The 16,968-nt window shown below is 67.1% G+C and carries 19 protein-coding genes; 11 read left to right on the top strand and 8 right to left on the bottom strand.

Annotation, left to right across the window (positions count from 1 at the left end):
* Nucleotides 1–74: 74 nt before the first annotated feature.
* Nucleotides 75–764, top strand: a complete 690-nt coding sequence (locus E0H73_RS03595) for a hypothetical protein (RefSeq protein WP_238163784.1) — start codon at nt 75–77, stop codon at nt 762–764.
* 47 nt (nt 765–811) lie between these two features.
* Here the strand turns inward: E0H73_RS03595 and trpD are convergent, their stop codons facing one another.
* Genes trpD through E0H73_RS03580 form a run of 3 tightly spaced genes read right to left on the bottom strand, consistent with a single transcriptional unit; the run spans nt 812 to nt 3,242 of the window.
* On the bottom strand, nt 812–1,852 hold the full coding sequence (gene trpD, locus E0H73_RS03590) for an anthranilate phosphoribosyltransferase (RefSeq protein WP_131351121.1): 1,041 nt from the start codon (nt 1,850–1,852) through the stop codon (nt 812–814).
* Nucleotides 1,853–1,858: 6 nt separating this feature from the next.
* Complete coding sequence (locus E0H73_RS03585) at nt 1,859–2,278, bottom strand: Rv3143 family two-component system response regulator (protein WP_131351118.1); 420 nt, start codon at nt 2,276–2,278, stop codon at nt 1,859–1,861.
* A gap of 46 nt (nt 2,279–2,324) precedes the next feature.
* Nucleotides 2,325–3,242 carry a cytochrome c oxidase assembly protein gene (locus E0H73_RS03580; protein ID WP_131351115.1) on the bottom strand — a complete coding sequence of 306 codons (918 nt, stop codon included), beginning with the start codon at nt 3,240–3,242 and terminating at the stop codon, nt 2,325–2,327.
* 31 nt (nt 3,243–3,273) lie between these two features.
* On the opposite strand from E0H73_RS03580, the gene ctaE reads away from it, so the two are divergent.
* The 4 genes from ctaE (at nt 3,274) to qcrB (ending at nt 7,643) form a co-directional block, all read left to right on the top strand.
* Nucleotides 3,274–3,987 carry an aa3-type cytochrome oxidase subunit III gene (gene ctaE, locus E0H73_RS03575; protein WP_202867186.1) on the top strand — a complete coding sequence of 238 codons (714 nt, stop codon included), beginning with the start codon at nt 3,274–3,276 and terminating at the stop codon, nt 3,985–3,987.
* The gene (gene qcrC, locus E0H73_RS03570; protein ID WP_131351109.1) at nt 3,984–4,850 is read left to right on the top strand and encodes a cytochrome bc1 complex diheme cytochrome c subunit; all 867 of its coding nucleotides are present in this window, start codon (nt 3,984–3,986) and stop codon (nt 4,848–4,850) included. The genes ctaE and qcrC overlap by 4 nt, the downstream gene beginning before the upstream one ends.
* 79 nt (nt 4,851–4,929) lie before the next feature.
* Nucleotides 4,930–5,979 carry a cytochrome bc1 complex Rieske iron-sulfur subunit gene (qcrA, locus tag E0H73_RS03565; RefSeq protein WP_131351106.1) on the top strand — a complete coding sequence of 350 codons (1,050 nt, stop codon included), beginning with the start codon at nt 4,930–4,932 and terminating at the stop codon, nt 5,977–5,979.
* Nucleotides 5,980–5,984: 5 nt separating this feature from the next.
* Nucleotides 5,985–7,643: a cytochrome bc1 complex cytochrome b subunit gene (gene qcrB / locus E0H73_RS03560; RefSeq protein ID WP_238163783.1), complete on the top strand. Its 1,659-nt coding sequence runs from the start codon at nt 5,985–5,987 to the stop codon at nt 7,641–7,643.
* A 49-nt stretch (nt 7,644–7,692) separates the two neighbouring features.
* Here qcrB and E0H73_RS03555 read toward each other — a convergent pair whose 3' ends face one another.
* Entirely contained in the window at nt 7,693–8,157 is a 465-nt protein-coding gene (locus tag E0H73_RS03555) for a MarR family winged helix-turn-helix transcriptional regulator (RefSeq protein ID WP_131351100.1), read from the bottom strand.
* Nucleotides 8,158–8,197: 40 nt separating this feature from the next.
* Between E0H73_RS03555 and E0H73_RS03550 the strand changes: the two genes are divergently transcribed.
* A complete protein-coding gene (locus tag E0H73_RS03550; RefSeq protein ID WP_165555475.1) occupies nt 8,198–8,995 on the top strand; it encodes an alpha/beta fold hydrolase in 798 nt (265 codons plus the stop codon).
* A 5-nt stretch (nt 8,996–9,000) separates the two neighbouring features.
* Here E0H73_RS03550 and E0H73_RS03545 read toward each other — a convergent pair whose 3' ends face one another.
* The 4 genes from E0H73_RS03545 to ctaC form a co-directional block, all read right to left on the bottom strand.
* Entirely contained in the window at nt 9,001–10,230 is a 1,230-nt protein-coding gene (locus tag E0H73_RS03545) for a L,D-transpeptidase (protein ID WP_238163782.1), read from the bottom strand.
* Nucleotides 10,231–10,428: 198 nt separating this feature from the next.
* On the bottom strand, nt 10,429–10,824 hold the full coding sequence (locus tag E0H73_RS03540; protein ID WP_131351095.1) for a cytochrome c oxidase subunit 4: 396 nt from the start codon (nt 10,822–10,824) through the stop codon (nt 10,429–10,431).
* A complete protein-coding gene (ctaD, locus tag E0H73_RS03535; protein WP_272949115.1) occupies nt 10,821–12,548 on the bottom strand; it encodes an aa3-type cytochrome oxidase subunit I in 1,728 nt (575 codons plus the stop codon). Before ctaD ends, E0H73_RS03540 begins: the two co-directional genes overlap by 4 nt.
* 47 nt (nt 12,549–12,595) lie before the next feature.
* Nucleotides 12,596–13,489 (bottom strand): aa3-type cytochrome oxidase subunit II, encoded by an 894-nt coding sequence (gene ctaC / locus E0H73_RS03530; RefSeq protein ID WP_131351089.1) that lies wholly within the window; start codon nt 13,487–13,489, stop codon nt 12,596–12,598.
* A 258-nt stretch (nt 13,490–13,747) separates the two neighbouring features.
* Between ctaC and E0H73_RS03525 the strand changes: the two genes are divergently transcribed.
* Genes E0H73_RS03525 through E0H73_RS03505 form a run of 5 tightly spaced genes read left to right on the top strand, consistent with a single transcriptional unit; the run spans nt 13,748 to nt 16,931 of the window.
* Nucleotides 13,748–14,863, top strand: coding sequence for a cysteine desulfurase family protein (locus E0H73_RS03525; RefSeq protein ID WP_202867185.1), 1,116 nt, complete (start codon nt 13,748–13,750; stop codon nt 14,861–14,863).
* Nucleotides 14,860–15,072, top strand: coding sequence for a sulfurtransferase TusA family protein (locus E0H73_RS03520; RefSeq protein WP_131351086.1), 213 nt, complete (start codon nt 14,860–14,862; stop codon nt 15,070–15,072). The genes E0H73_RS03525 and E0H73_RS03520 overlap by 4 nt, the downstream gene beginning before the upstream one ends.
* Nucleotides 15,073–15,085: 13 nt before the next feature.
* A complete protein-coding gene (locus E0H73_RS03515; protein WP_131351083.1) occupies nt 15,086–15,643 on the top strand; it encodes a GNAT family N-acetyltransferase in 558 nt (185 codons plus the stop codon).
* On the top strand, nt 15,640–16,200 hold the full coding sequence (locus tag E0H73_RS03510; protein WP_131351080.1) for a GNAT family N-acetyltransferase: 561 nt from the start codon (nt 15,640–15,642) through the stop codon (nt 16,198–16,200). The genes E0H73_RS03515 and E0H73_RS03510 overlap by 4 nt, the downstream gene beginning before the upstream one ends.
* Nucleotides 16,197–16,931, top strand: coding sequence for an SIR2 family NAD-dependent protein deacylase (locus tag E0H73_RS03505; RefSeq protein ID WP_202867184.1), 735 nt, complete (start codon nt 16,197–16,199; stop codon nt 16,929–16,931). The genes E0H73_RS03510 and E0H73_RS03505 overlap by 4 nt, the downstream gene beginning before the upstream one ends.
* Nucleotides 16,932–16,968: the final 37 nt, after the last annotated feature.

Here is a 16,968-nt window from a genome sequence, read left to right as displayed (position 1 = left end):
AGCCGCGGCGGCGGAGTGGTGGTGGCAGGGCGTCGCTGGATGCGGCTGGTAGGGCTCGGTTGATTGGGGCTCTGGTGCTGGTCGTCGCGGCCCTGGCGACGACCGGGCTGAGCGTCGGCTGGATCTGGACCAAGGCCGACGCAGTCACCCCGGTCGCATTGCCGACAGGGATCTCTAAGCCCTTGCAGACGGTGTCCCCGTCGGTGAAGCCTTCGGAGACTCCGCCGCCGATCGGCAAGGTGCTCGGGACGGAACTGATTGCCGCCAACAACGACACGATGCCGATCATGAGCTCGGCCTGGCAGAACCAGGACGCGCAGCGATCGGGTGTGTACGGCGGCGCCGCGATCTTCTTCGTTGTCCACAAGGACTACACCGGCCAGAAGGGCGTCGACTGGGGCAACTATGTCTCGTTCGGCCAGCTCGCCCCGGACATCAAGTTCAGTACGACGCCGGCCGGCCTGAAGGAGGCCGCGGTCCAAGCGGGTACTCGGGCGATCGTCGGCCTGTACTCGAAGGACGCGAAGCTGTCCGGCACCACGCACAAGGCGATCACGATCAACGGCCACAAGGGGCACGAGATCACCACCAAGGTGGCGGTCAGTGTGCCGAAGCTGAAGGAGACGTACTCCACGATCATGATCGTGGTGATCGACCGCGGCGACGGGACCGCGATGGTGTCGATCGCCGACATCGCCGGCAGCACCCCGGCCTGGCAGCAGATCTGGCGCAACAAGGTCAAGCAGATCAAGATCAACGGCTAGAAAAAGGCCGGCGGGGATCACCCCGCCGGCCTAACGCGCAAAGTCAGTCAGCGCAGCGAGGCACAGGCCGCGATCCACCGATCCAGAGTCTCCTTCGCCGCACCCGAATCGATCGCCTCCGCGGCCCGGTCCATCCCGGCCCGGATCCGCGCGGTGATCGGCCCCTCGGCCGGCTCGTACGCCGCCAGCGCCGCACCCGCGTTCAGCAGTACGACATCCCGCACCGCACCCGGCTCGCCCTCGAGCAGAGCCCGCACAACCTTCGCGTTGAACGCAGCATCCGCGCCCCGAAGCGCCTCAGCAGTGACCGGCTCGATCCCCAGCTCCCGCGGATCAACCGTGAACGGCCCGTCGACCGTTCCTCCGCCGACAATCCACACCTGCGACGTCGTCCGGGTGGTCAGCTCATCCAGCCCGTCATCACCGTGGAACACCAACGCATCAATCCCACGCCGCGCAAGCACCCCGGCCATCAACCCAGCGATCCGCGCGTCCCCGACCCCTACGGCCTGCGCAGACGGATCACCAGGGTTCGCCAACGGACCGAGGAAGTTGAACGTCGTCGGTACGCCGAGCTCCCGCCGAGGTACGGCGGCATGCCGCAGCGCCGGGTGGAACGCAGGCGCGAAGCAGAACGTGATCCCGGCCCGCTCCCCCACCTCCGCGACCTGAGCCGCGGTGAGGTCGAGCGGAATCCCAAGCTCCTCGAGTACGTCGGCCGCACCGCAAGCCGATGAGGCCGCGCGGTTGCCGTGCTTGACCACCTTCGCGCCGGCGCCCGCGGCAACGATCGCCGACATCGTGCTGATGTTCACGGTGTGGGCTTGGTCACCACCCGTACCGACGACGTCGAGGGTCCGGCCCGGGACCGAGACCCGGGTGGCGAAGTCGCGCATCGTCGCGACCAGGCCCTCCACCTCGGTCACCGTCTCGCCCTTGGACCGCAGCGCGATCACGAACCCCGCGAGCTGAGCCGGCGACGCCGCGCCGGACAGGATCTGCTCCATCGCCCACGCGGTGGTGGCCGCGTCCAGGTCCTCGCGCCGCAGCAGCGGATTGAGCACCTGGGGCCAGGTGTAGGCAGGCATGGTGCGTCAGGCGGTGGTGGCGGGCAGGGTGGCCAGCCGCTGCCGGAGCAGGTCCGCGGTGACCTCGGCCATCCGCACCGGGTCGATCGGGTGCGATACAGCACCCTCGGCCCGCGACCAGGTCGCCAGCCAGGCGTCCTGCGGGCGGCCGGTGATGACGAGGATCGGCGGGCACCGGAAGATCTCGTCCTTCAGCTGCCGGGCGATGCCCATGCCGCCGGCCGGAACGGCTTCGCCGTCCAGGATGGCCAGGTCGATCCCGCCCTTGTCCATGGACTTGATCACGGCCGGCTCGGTCGCGCACTCGACGTACTCGAGCTCGGGCAGATCAGCGGCGGGCCGCTTGCCCAACGCCAGCCGGACGGACTCCCGCGTCGTGCGGTCGTCGCTGTAGACCAGCACCTTCAGCGGACGCTCTGAACTCATCGATCCATCCCAAGCTGTGTTCTAAGAAGACTGGACACGGCGAATGCTACCGGGGTGCCTGTCCGGCCCGGCGAGCCTGTTCCTCCAACCGGTCCAGCCGCCGGTCCTCGCGGCGGGCTTCGCGCTGCGACTCGCGCACCCATTGGACGAACAGCACGCCGAAGAACACCACCCCGACGATGTCGCCGGACCCCCAGAGCAGACCACCGGCGATGTACTGGTCGTGCAGCGGCGACGGCGGCCAGGACCGGCCGAAGCTGGTGTACCAGTCCTCGGCGATCAGCTTGTTCGCGGACATGATCGTGATACCGAGGAACGCGTGGAACGGCAGCGTCAGGAACACCAGCATCAACCGGAACGGGTAGATCACCCGCCCGGGCACCGGGTCGAGGCCGAGCAGCGGCCAGAAGAACAGCGAGCCGACCAGGATGAAGTGCAGATGCAACAAGTCGTGCAGTACGGCGGAGTGCAGCGTCGCGTCGTACCAGCTGCTGAAGTAGAGCGCCCACGGGCTCAGCACGAACAGCGTGAAGCCGATCAGCGGGAAGCAGAGCACCTTCGCGAACCGCGAATGCAACACGGAGAGCAACCATTTCCGCGGTCGCTGCGGCAGGGTCCGAAGCGCCAGCGTGATCGGCGCACCGAGCGCGAGCATCAGCGGCGTCAGCATCGACAGGATCATGTGCTGGGCCATGTGCACGCTGAGAAGCACCGTGTCGTAGGTGCCGAGCGCCGACTGGGTGGCGATCACGGCACTGCCCAGGCCCAGTCCGACGAAGGAGAACGTCCGGGCGCGGGACCACTTGTCACCCCGCTTGCGGAGCCGGTGGACGCCGTACAGGTAGAGGGCGCCGAGGACGACGATCACGGCGAGTAACACCGGTTCGAAGGTCCAGCCCGTCAGCAACCGGACTGCCGTGAACGGCTCGATCTGGTCGCCGGGCCCGGCGTGGAGAGGAAGCACGCTTCCACAGTAGGAACACCGAGTTCACGACATGCATGGGGGTGGTCGTGGCGGTGGATACCAGGAACGACATAATGACCGCGTGGCCACTGCAACCGCGCTCCCAGCGTCTCGTGAACACGGACACCACGACCGTCCCAGCATGGTCAGTGTCGGCACGATCGTCTGGCTCTCGAGCGAGCTGATGTTCTTCGCCGCCTTGTTCGCGGCCTACTTCACCATCCGGTCAGTAACGACCGCTGCCGCCGCTCCGGGTACGGAGACGCTGTGGCAGGCGTCCACCGAGATGCTGAACGTCCCGTTCGCCTCGGTGAACACGTTCGTCCTGGTCGCGTCGTCGTTCACCTGCCAGGCGGGTGTGTTCGCCGCCGAGCACGGCAAGGTGGGCCGGTCCGGCGCACTGGCGAACATCCGGTCCTGGGGCATGCGTGAGTGGTTCATCCTCACGTACCTGATGGGCGCGGTCTTCATCGCCGGCCAGGTGACGGAGTACGCCAAGCTGGTGCACGAGGGCGTGACGATCTCGTCGTCGCCGTACGGGTCGGTCTTCTACCTGGCCACCGGGTTCCACGGTCTGCACGTGACCGGCGGCCTCATCGCTTTCGTGTTCGTCCTTGCCAGGACGTACATGGCTCGAAAGTTCACCCACGAACAGGCCGTCTCGGCGATCGTCGTGTCGTACTACTGGCACTTCGTCGACGTGGTCTGGATCGCCCTGTTCGCGACCATCTACCTGCTCAAATGAGTGAGAAGAGACCTTCCTTGTCACCGGCGCGCTTTCTCTCCGCGCGACGACGGCACCGGTCCGCCGGCCTCGTCGTGCTTCTTTTCGGCCTCCTGGCAGTGGGCTCGGCGTACGCCGCGTTCGCCCCTGACGACGCGGTGGCGGACAACTCGGCCCAGTCCCAGCAGATCGAAGAGGGCAAGAAGCTCTTCGCGGTCGGCTGCGCCAGCTGCCACGGCCTGAACGCCGAGGGTGGCGGGAACGGCGAGGGCAAGATGGCCGGCCCGTCGCTGATCGGGGTCGGCGCGGCCGCCGTCGACTTCCAGGTCGGCACCGGCCGGATGCCCGCCATGCAGCCCGGTGCCCAGGTGCCGCGCAAGACGCCGGCGTACACGCAGGAGGAGATCGAGGCCCTGGCCGCGTACGTCGCCTCGCTCGCCCCCGGCCCGGCGGTTCCGGCGCAGGAGTCGTACGACATCAGCAAGGCCACCGACGAGCAGATCACCCGCGGTGGCGAACTGTTCCGGACCAACTGCACGGCCTGCCACAACTTCGCCGGCCGCGGTGGCGCACTGCCGAACGGCAAGTACGCGCCGTCGCTGATGAACGTCGACCCGAAGCACATCTACGAGGCGATGCTCACCGGTCCGCAGCAGATGCCGGTCTTCTCCGACCAGGTGATGCAGCCTGAGGACAAGCGCGACATCATCGCCTACCTGAACGCGCTTCAGCAGCAGAAGGACCCGGGTGGGTTCGGCCTCGGCCGGCTCGGCCCGGTCTCGGAGGGTCTGTGGGGCTGGCTGGTCGGTATCGGCCTGCTGGTCTGTGTAGCGGTGTGGATCGGCGCCAAGGGCGTCAAGGCCAAGGGAGCGAAGGCTCCGTGATTGAGCGAAGCGAAATCACCATCAAGGAGAGCAGTGACTCTCGGCGCTCGTTCGCGCCCGGAGCGAAGCGAGGACGCGAATGAGTGACGAGAACCTTCCTGCCGTGAAGGCAGAAGAAGAGCACAGTCAGGTACAGGTGGCGGAGCCGATCCCGGATCCGGGTATCGAGCCGCACGAGTACCGGATCACCGACATCGATCCGAAGGCGGCCGACCGGGTCGAGCGCCAGGTCTCGGCGATGTTCACCCTGGCCGGCCTGCTCGCCCTCGGGTCCTGCGTGGCGTACTTCGCCATCCCGCGTGACTCCACCCTCGTGTTCGGGCCGCTGTCCGGCAACGCCAACAACATGGTCATCGGCCTGTGCATCGGCCTGGCCCTGTTCCTGCTCGGCGCCGGCGCGATCCAGTGGGCCAAGAAGCTGATGGTCGACGAGGAGATCTCCGAGGACCGGCACCCGGCCCACTCCTCGCCGGAGCAGATCGCCGACATCACCGACGCCTTCAAGCAGGGTGTCGCGGAGTCGGGTTTCACCCGGCGCAAGCTGATCCGCCGCGGGCTGTTCACCGGACTGGGCCTGCTCGGCCTGCCTGCGATCGTGTTGCTGCGTGACCTCGGTCCGTTGCCGGGCCGCTCCCTCTACAACACCATCTGGGCGAAGGGCATCCGGGTCGTCAACGACGTCACCGACCGCCCGATCAAGCCGTCCGACATGATCGTCGGCCAGTTGGTCAACGCCGCCCCCGCCAACCTGGCTCCGCTGCAGGAGGAGAGCCCGGTCGAGTACCAGAACGCCAAGGCGAAGTCCGCGGTGATCGTGGTCCGGATCAAGCCCAGCGAGATCCGGACGCCACCGGGCCGGGAGAACTGGGGCGTCGACGGCATCCTGTGCTACTCCAAGATCTGCACCCACGTCGGTTGCCCGATCTCCCTGTACGAGCAGACCACCCACCACGTGCTCTGCCCGTGCCACCAGTCGACGTTCGACCTGGCCGACGGCGCCAAGGTCATCTTCGGCCCTGCGGCCCGGCCACTTCCTCAGCTACCGTTGGCAGTGGACGCAGAGGGCTACTTGGTTGCGCAGAGCGGCTTCACCGAGCCGGTCGGCCCGAGCTTCTTCGAACGAGGGTGACTGCAGTGTCAGACAAAGAGTTCCCGCCACCGGTCAAATATCTCGACGATCGCCTCGGGATCGCGAAGATCGGCCGGAAGAACCTGCGCAAGGTCTTCCCGGACCACTGGTCCTTCATGCTCGGCGAGATCGCGCTGTACAGCTTCATCATCCTGATCCTGACCGGCATCTTCCTGACCTTCTGGTTCAAGCCGTCGATGGGCGAGGTCGAGTACCAGGGTTCGTACAGCCTGCTCAAGGGCCTGCACATGTCCGAGGCCTACGCCTCGACGCTGGACATCACCTTCGACGTCCGCGGCGGTCTGCTGATTCGGCAGATCCACCACTGGGCGGCCGTCTTGTTCATCGCCGCGATGATGGTGCACCTGCTCCGCATTTTCTTCACCGGCGCGTTCCGCAAGCCGCGTGAGCTGAACTGGGTGATCGGCTTCACCATGCTGTTCCTCGGCATCATCGAGGGCTTCATCGGCTACGGCCTCCCCGACGACCTGCTGTCCGGCACCGGTCTACGCATCACCCAGGGGATGATCGGGGCGTCCCCGGTCATCGGGACGTACCTGAACTTCTTCATCTTCGGTGGCGAGTTCCCGGGTGACGATTTCGTCTCCCGCTTCTTCACCATCCATGTGCTGCTGATTCCGGGGTTGATCCTTGCCCTGGTCACGGTCCACCTGTTCCTGGTCGTGTACCACAAGCACACGCAGTACGCCGGTCCCGGCCGGACCGAGAAGAACGTCGTCGGCTACCCGCTGTTCCCGGTGTACACGGCCAAGGCCGGCGGCTTCTTCTTCGTCGTCTTCGGCATCACCGCGCTGATGGGTGCACTGCTCCAGATCAACCCGGTCTGGTTGTACGGCCCGTACAACCCCGCGGAGGTGACGGCGGGATCCCAGCCGGACTGGTACATGGGCTGGCTGGAAGGCTCGGTCCGCATCATGCCCGGATTCGAGTCGCACTTCTGGGGCATCACGCTCAGCTGGAACCTGATCATCCCGGCCCTGCTGATACCTCCTGCCTTCGTCACCCTGGTCGCGCTCTATCCGTTCATCGAGAGCTGGATCACCGGCGACAAGCGCGAACACCACCTGCTGGACCGGCCGCGGAACATGCCGACCCGGACCGGTATCGGTGCCGCGTTCATCACCTTCTACGCGCTCCTCTGGATCGGTGGCGGTAACGACCTGATCGCCACCCACTTCGGGCTGTCGCTGAACAACGTGACCTGGTTCCTGCGGTTCGCGGTGTTCATCGGCCCGGTGCTCGCCTTCTGGGTGACCCGGCGGGTCGCGATCTCGCTGCAGCGCGCCGACAACGATCGGCTGATGCACGGTCTGGAGACCGGCGTGATCGTCCGCTCCCCCGAGGGCAAGTACACCGAGAAGCACGCGCCGATCTCGAACTACGAGGCGTACAGCCTCACGGCGCACAACCGGATGCTGCCGCTGGACATCGGTCCGGAGACCGACGACAACGGCGTCCGCGCCCCGCGCCGGGCTCTGAACAAGCTCCGCGCCCGGCTGTCGCGCTTCTACTACGCCGACGCGATCCAGAAGCCGACGACGCACGAGTTGGAGGCGGCTCACGAGCACGCTCACGACTCGGACGAGATCCACGACATCAGCGAGACCGAGACGTATCGCGAAGTCACCAGCGACCGCTCCTGATCGCAGCACCACCCGAAAGGCCCCGGCAACCTAGCCGGGGCCTTTTCCCTTACTCGAGAGCGTCAGCCACCGCGGTCAGGTAGTCGCTGACGGCCGACCTGTCGCGCTGGTCCAGCTGCTGAGTGATGCCGATCAGGCGCTCGAGGAGCGGCCCGAAGAACTGCCAGCCGAGGTCGACAGCCGTCTCGGACACCTGCAGGCGAGCGCTGCGGCCGTCTGAGCGGCTTCTGAGGCGTTCGACGTGCCCGGCGCCCTCCAGACGGTGAATGACCGCCGTCGTCGCCTGAGAGGTCATTCCGAGCTGCTGGGCGAGCCATCCCGGCGTCGCCTCCACTCCGGCCCGCTCGGCGTCCAGCAGCCGTGTGAGCGCCCGTACGTCGGTCGCGTGCAGACCGGTCGCGCGCGCGAACTCCCCCACTGCCAGCTCGAGCCGCAGTGCGACCTCCCGCAGCCGGTGCACCAGCTCCAGCGCCGCTGCCCGCTGGGGGTTGGCCGGCGTCACTCCCTCACGCATGCCCGCCAACTTACCTCACTCAGTGAGCTATTCTCGCGCTATGACCTTCCAGGACGCGTACGACGCTCTCCTCCGCCGCTGGGGTGTCCCGGTGGAACAGCTCAACCTCGCCGGAACACACGTGAACGCGTGCGGCCCGGCCGACGCCTCTCCCCTGGTCCTGCTGGCCGGCCACGGCGCCACGTCAGCGGTCTGGTTCACCGTCGCGCCCCGGCTCGCGGAGCAGTACCGCGTGTACGCCCTCGACCTCCCCGGCGACGCGGGCCGCAGTACGGCGACCCCACCGCGCACGGTGAACGACCTGATGGCCTGGCTGGCCGGCGTACTGGATGCGTTGGACATCCGAGAGGCTGCGCTGTGCGGGCACTCCTACGGCACCCGGGTCGCACTCACCTACGCCCTCCGGGACCCGGCGCGGGTCAACAGGCTCGCGCTGATCGACCCGACTGACTGCTTCACCGGCCTGAGGCCGAGGTACGTCGCCAGAGCGCTCCCCTCGCTCCTGAGGCCCAGTCCGGCCCGCACGGAGTCGTTCCTACGTTGGGAGACGCAAGGCCTGCCCGTCGACCCGGACTGGTTGCACCTGGCCGGCCTCGCCGCGGTCGAACCCACCACCCGACCGGTCCTGCCGCGCAGGCCCGGCGTACGGCAACTCCAGACCGAGACCCTGGTCGTCGTCGCGGACCGCAGCAAGGCCCACAACCCCGACCAACTTGCCCGGCGAGCCAGTGCCGCCGGGGCAAGCGTCGTACGCATCGAGACCGCCACCCACCACTCGCTGCCGGTTCTGCACGCCGACGAAGTGGTCACCGCCATGCTGCGAGCAGAATCGCTCTGACGGGGTCAGGACAGGGCTGAGCCGGCCTTGTAGTTGGCCCAGGTGGTGTTCCAGTCGGTCCAGCCGTTGCCGGGCTCGATCTTACGGGCGGTGCCGGTGACGATGACCGGGTCGCCGCGGAGGGTCTGAGCGAAGTACCACTGGGCGTCCTTGAGGCTCATGCCGACGCAGCCGTGACTGACGTTGGCGCTGCCCTGGCTGCCGGCGGACCACGGTGCCCCGTGGATGAACTCGCCGGTGTTGGTGACCCGCTGGGCCCACTTCACGTCGCTGATGTTGTAGTACTCCGGGTCGCCCGGCTTGATGCCGACCGTCGCGGCGTCCATCCGCTTGGTGGTGAACTTCTCCATGATCACCTTCACCCCGCTGCGGGTGGTGAAGCCGTCCTTGCCGGCGGTGATCGGGATCGTCCGGGCCGCCTTGCCGTTGATCGCCACGTACATCTGGTGCTTCGTGACGTTGATCCTGGTCACCACGGACTTGCCGATGGTGAAGCCGATCGTCCGGCTGGCCGTGCCCCAGGTGTTGTTGCCCGCGTTCACGCCCAGGGTCCCGATGCCGACGGTCACCTTGGTGCCGGCCGGCCAGTAGTTCATCGGCCGGTAGTTGACCTGCTTGCTGTTCACCCAGTGCCAGCTTCCGGTGACCGGGACCGACGTCTTCACCGACAGCCGCTTCTCGACCGCGGCGCGGTCCTTGACCGGGTTGTTCCAGAAGATCTGGATCGGCATCGCGACGCCGACGGTCTCACCGTTCAGTGGGGCGACCGAGGCCTTGAGGCTCTTCGCCGCCTTCAGCGTCTTGAACGTCGAGCTGATCGGGACAGTGCCGCCGTCGGTGCCCTCGGCCGAGCCGCTCAGCTTGTACGACGCGCCCGGCTTGAGCTGCGGCGTGGAGGTCCACTTGGTGCGGTCGCTGTTGAAGCTGCCGGTCACCTTGTCGCCGTCATCGTCCTTGAGCGTGATCGCCTTCAGGGTGCCGACAGTGGTGCTCACGGTCACCGCCTGGTCCGGTTTGACCGAGGCCGCGCCCTTGGCCGGGACGATCGAGATGCTCACCGCGGCCGGGTTCGCCGACGGGCTGGACGAGCTGCCAGGGCTGGTCGAAGCACCCGGCGTACCGCTACTCTGTGTGGCCCCGGACGACGGCGATCCGCCCGCCTCGGTGTCGCTGCACGCGCTGCCGACCAGCAGCAACGCACAGATCCCCGCCACGGCAAGGCCGTGCTTCCTCACCGAACCGCTCACCATTCCCCAGCTCTCCCCTGTTTGCATCAACCGCCGCAAGGGTAACCCGTGGTACCGGAATACCCGTTCAAGCACACCGCCACCACAGTGGTACGGACCACAACGGCCCATTCTCCGGTGGCACCCCTTAAGACGCACGAAAGCGCCATCCGGTTGGCTCCCGGATGGCGCCCGTACGAGCTTCAACTAGTGAGCGTGGTCACCGCGGTAGTACTCGAAGATGAACCCCGACAGCGTGATGATGCCGATGCCGCAGCCGGCGATGAAAAGCCACCAGCCGAACACGATGCCGAGGACGACGACCGCCAGGGTCAGCCCGCACCACAGCGGCCACCACGAGTACGGCGGGAAGAAGCCGAGCTCGCCGGCGCCCTCCACGATCTCGGCTTCCTTGCGGTCCTCCGGCCGGGGGTCCATCCGGCGCGCGGTGATGCTCAGGTAGAACGCCACCAGCAACGACAGGAAGAACGTCATCGTCAGCGCGGTGGTACCGGTCGGGTCCTCCGACATCAGCCAGTAGATCGGCGTGACGACCAGCACGAACACGCTCAGGATCCCGAAGACCCAGGCTTCGACCTTCACGCCTTGTCCTTCCCCTCAGCGTCGGTATCGCCGGCCACCTGCTGCAGGTGCTCGACCCGGCCCTCGTCCTCACCGGCGTCCAGCAGGTTGTCCTTGCCGGCCCGGTTGTCCGGGTACTCGGCCAGGGCCAGGTCGGCATGGTGCAGGTCGAACGCCGGGCTTTCCGACCGGATCCGCGGCAGCTTCTCGAAGTTGTGCCGCGGCGGCGGGGAACTGGTCGCCCACTCCAGCGAGCGGCCCCAACCCCACGGGTCGTCCACGCCCACCTGCGGCGACTTCCGCGACTTGTAGACGTTGTAGAAGAACGGCAGCATCGACAGACCGAGGATGAAGGCACCGACGCTGGAGACCTCGTTCAGCGTGGTGAAGCCTTCGTTCGCGCCGTACGACGCGTAGCGCCGCGGCATGCCCTCGACACCCAGCCAGTGCTGCACCAGGAACGTCGTGTGGAAGCCGATGAACAGCAACCAGAAGTGCAGCTTCCCGAGCCGCTCGTCGAGCATCCGGCCGGTGAACTTCGGCCACCAGAAGTAGAACCCGGCGAACATCGCGAACACCACGGTGCCGAAGACGACGTAGTGGAAGTGCGCGACCACGAAGTACGAGTCGGACAGCTGGTAGTCCAGCGCCGGCGAGGCCAGGATGATGCCGGTCAGGCCGCCGAAGAGGAAGGTCGTGAGGAAGCCCACCGACCACAGCATCGGCGTGTCGAACGACACCGATCCGCCCCAGATCGTGCCTATCCAGTTGAAGAACTTCACGCCGGTAGGCACTGCGATCAAGAACGTCATGAAGGAGAAGAACGGCAGGTTCACCGCACCGGTGACGAACATGTGGTGCGCCCACACCGCCACCGACAGGACGGCGATACCGAGCGTCGCGGAGACCAGGCCGATGTAGCCGAAAACGGGCTTGCGGCTGAACACCGGCAGGATCTCGGTGATGATGCCGAAGAAGGGCAGCGCGATGATGTAGACCTCGGGATGGCCGAAGAACCAGAACAGGTGTTGCCAAAGTAATGGCCCACCGTTCGCGGCATCGAAGACGTGAGCCCCCAGGGCTCGATCCGCCTCCAGCATCAGCAGCGCGCCGGCCAGGATCGGGAACGCGATCAGCACGAGGATCGACGTGACCAGGATGTTCCAGGTGAAGATCGGCATCCGGAACATCGTCATACCCGGTGCGCGCATGGTGATGATGGTCGTGACGAAGTTGACCGCACCGAGGATGGTGCCCAGACCGGCCATCCACAGACCCATGATCCACAGGTCACCGCCGATGCCCGGCGAGCGGACCGCGTTGGACAGCGGCGCGTAGGCGAACCAGCCGAAGTCGGCCGCACCGCCCGGGGTGAAGAAGCCGCTGATCGTGATCAGACCGCCGAACAGGAACAGCCAGAAGCTGAACATGTTCAGCCGTGGGAACGCGACGTCCGGCGCACCGATCTGGATCGGCATGATCTCGTTCGCGAAGCCGACGAACAGCGGCGTCGCGAACAGCAGCAGCATGATCGTGCCGTGCATGGTGAAGAGCTGGTTGTAGACCTCTTCGTTCACGATCTGCAGGCCCGGCTTGGCCAGCTCGGCGCGGATGAGCAGAGCCATCACACCGCCGACCAGGAAGAACGCGAACGACGTGATCAGGTACATGTGGCCGATCAGCTTGTGGTCGGTGGTGGTCAGCCACTTGACCGCGATCTGGCCCTTGCTGCGCCGCCGCGGCAACGCGGTGGTGGTTGTACCGATGGCGCCGGTGCGCTCGGCGAAGTCGGTCACTTCTCCCCCTCCTGCTCCCCGTGACCGGGGATGGTGGTGGCGTCTTGTCCACCGGTGGCGGCGCCGGTCTGGCCTCTGGCGGCCAGGTCACGCAGATGCGCGTCGTACTCGTCCTTGGTGACCACCTTGACGGTGAACACCATCCGGCTGTGGTAGAGCCCGCAGAGCTCGGCGCACTTGCCGGCGAAGGTCCCGGTCTTGGTCGGGGTGAGCTCGAACCGGTTGGTCCGGCCCGGGATGACGTCGAGCTTGAAGTAGAACGACGGCACCCAGAAGGAGTGGATGACGTCCGGCGAGGTCAGGTCGAAGTGGACCGACTCGTTCACCGGCAGCCACAGCTCGGCGGGCTTCTCCAGCGTGCCGGTCTCCCAGACGCCTTCCTGCCCGTCGACGGTGTCCTTGTAGTTGAAGGTCCACTGCCACTGCTGGCCGACCACGTTGATCGTGTGCGCCGGGTTGTCCGACATCGCGGTGATCTTGTTGCCGTGCTCGACGGTGTAGAAGAACAGCACACCGATGATCGCGAACGGCGCCAGCGTGTAGAGCACCTCGAGCGGCAGGTTGTACCGGACCTGCTTCGGAGCCTCGTCGTTGCGCTTGCGGTAGCGCACGGAGACGTACAGGATCAGGCCCCAGACCATCGCACCGACGATCAGCGCGGCGATCCAGGCACCGACCCAGAGGCTTCGAACAGCCTCGGTCCGGTCCGATGCGCCCTCGGGGAGACCGAGTCGTTTCCACTGCTCAGTGGTCGCCTCTGAACAACCGGTCAGCAGCAGGGTGCCGAGCACCACCGCACTACCGACCAGGAGGCGTCGCTTCGCCGGACGTGTGGCGCCGGCAGGACCTGCCGCGCGCTCGTCCACTCCGGGCGTGCCGTTCGAACCCACGGGGCGCCTTTCCCTTCCCAAGTGAGACTGACGACCAAACACTACTGGACACCTTTGTCGTTCTTGCGCAGAGGTAGGGCCAAGAGCATGTCTTCCCCTCCGCTGCCTACTGCGGGGCACTCGGTGGGCGTCTCGCTGCACTGGAGCAAAGGCCACGATGCGCCGCATCGAGACCTTCACTCCAGCACACCGAGCCACTCCACCGAGCACCTCCTCGCTACGGCATCGGAGGGGAAGACATGCTCTAGCGTTTCCGGTGTGAGTGAGCGTGCGTATCTGGACGCGGCGTCGGCCGAGGCGTTACACCCGGCGGCGCGGGAAATGTTGCTCTCGGCAGTCGATTCCGGCTGGGCCGATCCGGTCCGCCTGCACCACGAGGGCCGGACCGCGCGACTGCTGCTGGACAACGCCCGTGCGGTCCTCGCCGACGCGGTCGGAGTGCGGCCGGATGAGCTGTTCCTGACCACCTCCGGTACGGCGGCCATCCACGCCGGGCTGACTGCGATCACGGCTGCCCGCAGGCGGGTTGGCACCGCCGTTGTCCACAGTGCTGTCGAGCATTCCGCCGTACTGCACACCGCTGGGGACGCGGGGGTCGATGTCGGCGTGGACATGGTCGGACGGGTCGACCTGGATGCGTTCAGGGAGGCGGTGCGGGCGCCGGGTGTCGCGGTGGCGGCGTTGCAGTCGGCCAACCATGAGGTCGGTACGCGGCAGCCGATCGAGGCCGCCGCCGAGGCGTGTGGCGACGTACCGCTGTTCGTCGACGCGGCCGCGTCCATCGGGCGCGACGCCGTACCGCCGGGATGGTCGGTGCTGACGGCAAGCGCTCATAAGTGGGGTGGGCCTGCTGGAGTCGGCCTGCTGGCGGTGCGCAAGGGGACCCGGATCGCGCCGGCCTGGCCGATGGACGAGCGCGAGGACGGCCTCTCCCCCGGCTTCCCGGACATCCCCAACACGCTCGCCGCCGCGGCCGCTCTCCAGGCCCGCCTCGCCGAAGCCGCCGAACTGAACAAGAACCACCACGCCTGGATCGACGAGCTCCGGCAACGAGTGGCAGCCGAGATCCCGGACGTCGAGGTGGTCGGCGACCCCGAGGACCGCTTGCCGCACGTCCTCACCTTCTCCTGTCTGTACGTCGACGGCGAGGCGCTCGTCACCGCCCTCGACGCGGAAGGCTTCTCGGTCTCCAGCGGTTCGGCCTGTACGTCGAGCACCCTGCGACCGTCCCACGTCCTCGCAGCCATGGGCGTGCTCACCCACGGCAACGTCCGCGTCTCCCTGGCCCGGACCACGACGTACGACGAGATCGACCGGTTCTGCACGGTCCTGCCGGGGATCGTCCGCCGGATCCGCGCGGAGGTGGGGATGTGAACGTCGACCTGGACTGCCGCGGCCTGCTCTGCCCACTCCCGGTGATCAAACTGGCCAAGGCACTACCGACCGTCGCGATCGGCGACACCGTCACCGTCCTCGCCGACGACCCAGCCGCCGCCACCGACATCCCAGCCTGGTGCCGGATGCGCTCCCAGGACCTGTTGTCGGCCGACGAAAACAGGTATGTGATCCGCCGAGCCAGCTGAAACACTGCGGCTCGTGACTGACTTCGCGGTGAAACCGACGCTGATCGGCGACCTCGTGATCCTTCGCCCGCTGGACGAGAGCGACTACGACGCGTTGGTGGTGGCGATGGCCGATCCTGAGGTGACCAGGTTCACCGATCCTCACGACGACGGCAGCGGCGTCGAGGAGGAGACGTACCGCGAATGGCTGCGGACCCGGAAGGACCAGACCGATCGCCTCGACCTGGCGATCGTTTCGAAGGCGACCGGCCGGACCGTCGGCGAGGCAGTGCTGAACAGATGGAGTCCGGACGACGAGTCGTGCAACTTCCGGATCATGATCGGCGCGGACGGCCGTGGCCAGGGACTCGGGACCGAAGCCACCCGAATGGTCGTCGACTATGCCTTCGAGCAGCTCGGGCTGTACCGCATCTCGCTCACCGTCTTCGCCTTCAACCCGCGCGGGCGCCGGGTGTACGAGAAGGCCGGCTTCGTCGAGGAAGGCCGGCTGCGGCAAGCCGTCGCCCTGGACGGCGAACGCCACGACGACATCCTGATGTCGATCCTGGCCCCCGAATGGTCGAAGGCATGACCGACTTCGCGGAGAAGCCGACGCTCACGGGTGAGCTCGTCGTACTGCGGCCGCTGGACGAGGGCGACTACGAGGCGATGGCCGCGGCGATGGCCGATCCGGATGTCGCCCGGCTGACCGGGAGTCACGGCGAGATCGGCGAGGAGCGGGCGCGCGAGTGGATGCGGACCCGGAAGGACCAGACTGACCGGCTCGATCTGGCGATCGTGGACAGGGCCTCCGGGGTCGTCGTCGGTGAGGCGGTGCTGAACGACTGGGATCCCGACAACCAGTGCTGCAACTTCCGGATCCTGATCGGTCCGGCCGGCCAGGGCCGCGGTCTCGGGACCGAGGCGACCCGGCTGATCGTCGGCTATGGCATCGAGGAGATCGGGCTGCACCGGATCAGCCTCGGGGTGTACGCCTTCAATCCGCGGGCGCAGCGGGCGTACGAGAAGGCCGGCTTCGTGGTCGAGGGCCGGCTGCGGGACTCGCTGCTGTGGGAGGGCGAGTGGGTCGACGAGATCGTGATGTCGGTCTTGGCCTCGGACTGGAAGGCAGTACGTTCGACTGCGTGATCGACCCATTGATCGACGCTGACCGTATCGCCGTACTGACCGGGGCCGGGATCTCGACCGCGTCCGGGATCCCCGACTTCCGCGGCCCGCAGGGTGTGTGGACGAAGAACCCGGCCGCGCAGGCGATGTTCGACATCGACGAGTACGTCGCCAGCCGCGCGGTCCGCGTGGAGGCGTGGAAGCACCGCCTCGCCGTACCGGTCTGGACGATGGAGCCGAACCCGGGCCACCTGGCGCTCGTGGAGCTCGAGCGACAGGGCCGCCTGACCGGACTGATCACTCAGAACGTCGACGGCCTCCATCAGAAGGCTGGCTCGTCACCAGAGCTCGTCCACGAACTGCACGGGACGGTCCGCTTCGTCGACTGCCTGGAGTGCGGCCGGCGGATCCCGATGGCCGACGTACTGCGCCGTCTCGACGCCGGCGACGAAGACCCAGCCTGTGAGGTGTGCGGCGGCATCCTCAAGTCAGCCACCGTCTCTTTCGGCCAGTCCCTGGACCGCCGAGTCCTCGACGCCGCCGTCGCCGCCACCGAGTCAGCCGACGTCTTCCTGGCCGTCGGCACGTCCCTCCAGGTCTACCCTGCCGCCGGCCTCTGCGACATAGCCCTCAACGCCGGCAAACCCCTCCTGATCCTCAACGCCGAACCAAGCCCCTACGACGACGAAGCCACAACCGTCCTCCACACCCCCATCGAATCCACTCTCCCGCGGCTCGTGATCCGACCGTGATATTTGAGGCCTCCTCACGGTGAGAGTGGCGGGTTAG

This window comes from Kribbella pittospori (assembly GCF_004331465.1).
GTDB classification, from domain to species: Bacteria; Actinomycetota; Actinomycetes; order Propionibacteriales; family Kribbellaceae; genus Kribbella; species Kribbella pittospori.
Note: the sequence above shows the minus strand (reverse complement) of the source record. Positions and strands in the feature narration are given on the sequence as shown.

Coding starts and splice junctions, on each gene's coding strand:
- E0H73_RS03585 (WP_131351118.1), bottom strand. CDS start 2,278: ATGAGTTCAGAGCGTCCGCTGAAGGTGCTGGTCTACAGCGACGACCGC.
- trpD (WP_131351121.1), bottom strand. CDS start 1,852: ATGCCTGCCTACACCTGGCCCCAGGTGCTCAATCCGCTGCTGCGGCGC.
- ctaE (WP_202867186.1), top strand. CDS start 3,274: ATGCATGGGGGTGGTCGTGGCGGTGGATACCAGGAACGACATAATGAC.
- E0H73_RS03555 (WP_131351100.1), bottom strand. CDS start 8,157: ATGCGTGAGGGAGTGACGCCGGCCAACCCCCAGCGGGCAGCGGCGCTG.
- E0H73_RS03550 (WP_165555475.1), top strand. CDS start 8,198: ATGACCTTCCAGGACGCGTACGACGCTCTCCTCCGCCGCTGGGGTGTC.
- qcrA (WP_131351106.1), top strand. CDS start 4,930: ATGAGTGACGAGAACCTTCCTGCCGTGAAGGCAGAAGAAGAGCACAGT.
- E0H73_RS03510 (WP_131351080.1), top strand. CDS start 15,640: ATGACCGACTTCGCGGAGAAGCCGACGCTCACGGGTGAGCTCGTCGTA.
- qcrC (WP_131351109.1), top strand. CDS start 3,984: ATGAGTGAGAAGAGACCTTCCTTGTCACCGGCGCGCTTTCTCTCCGCG.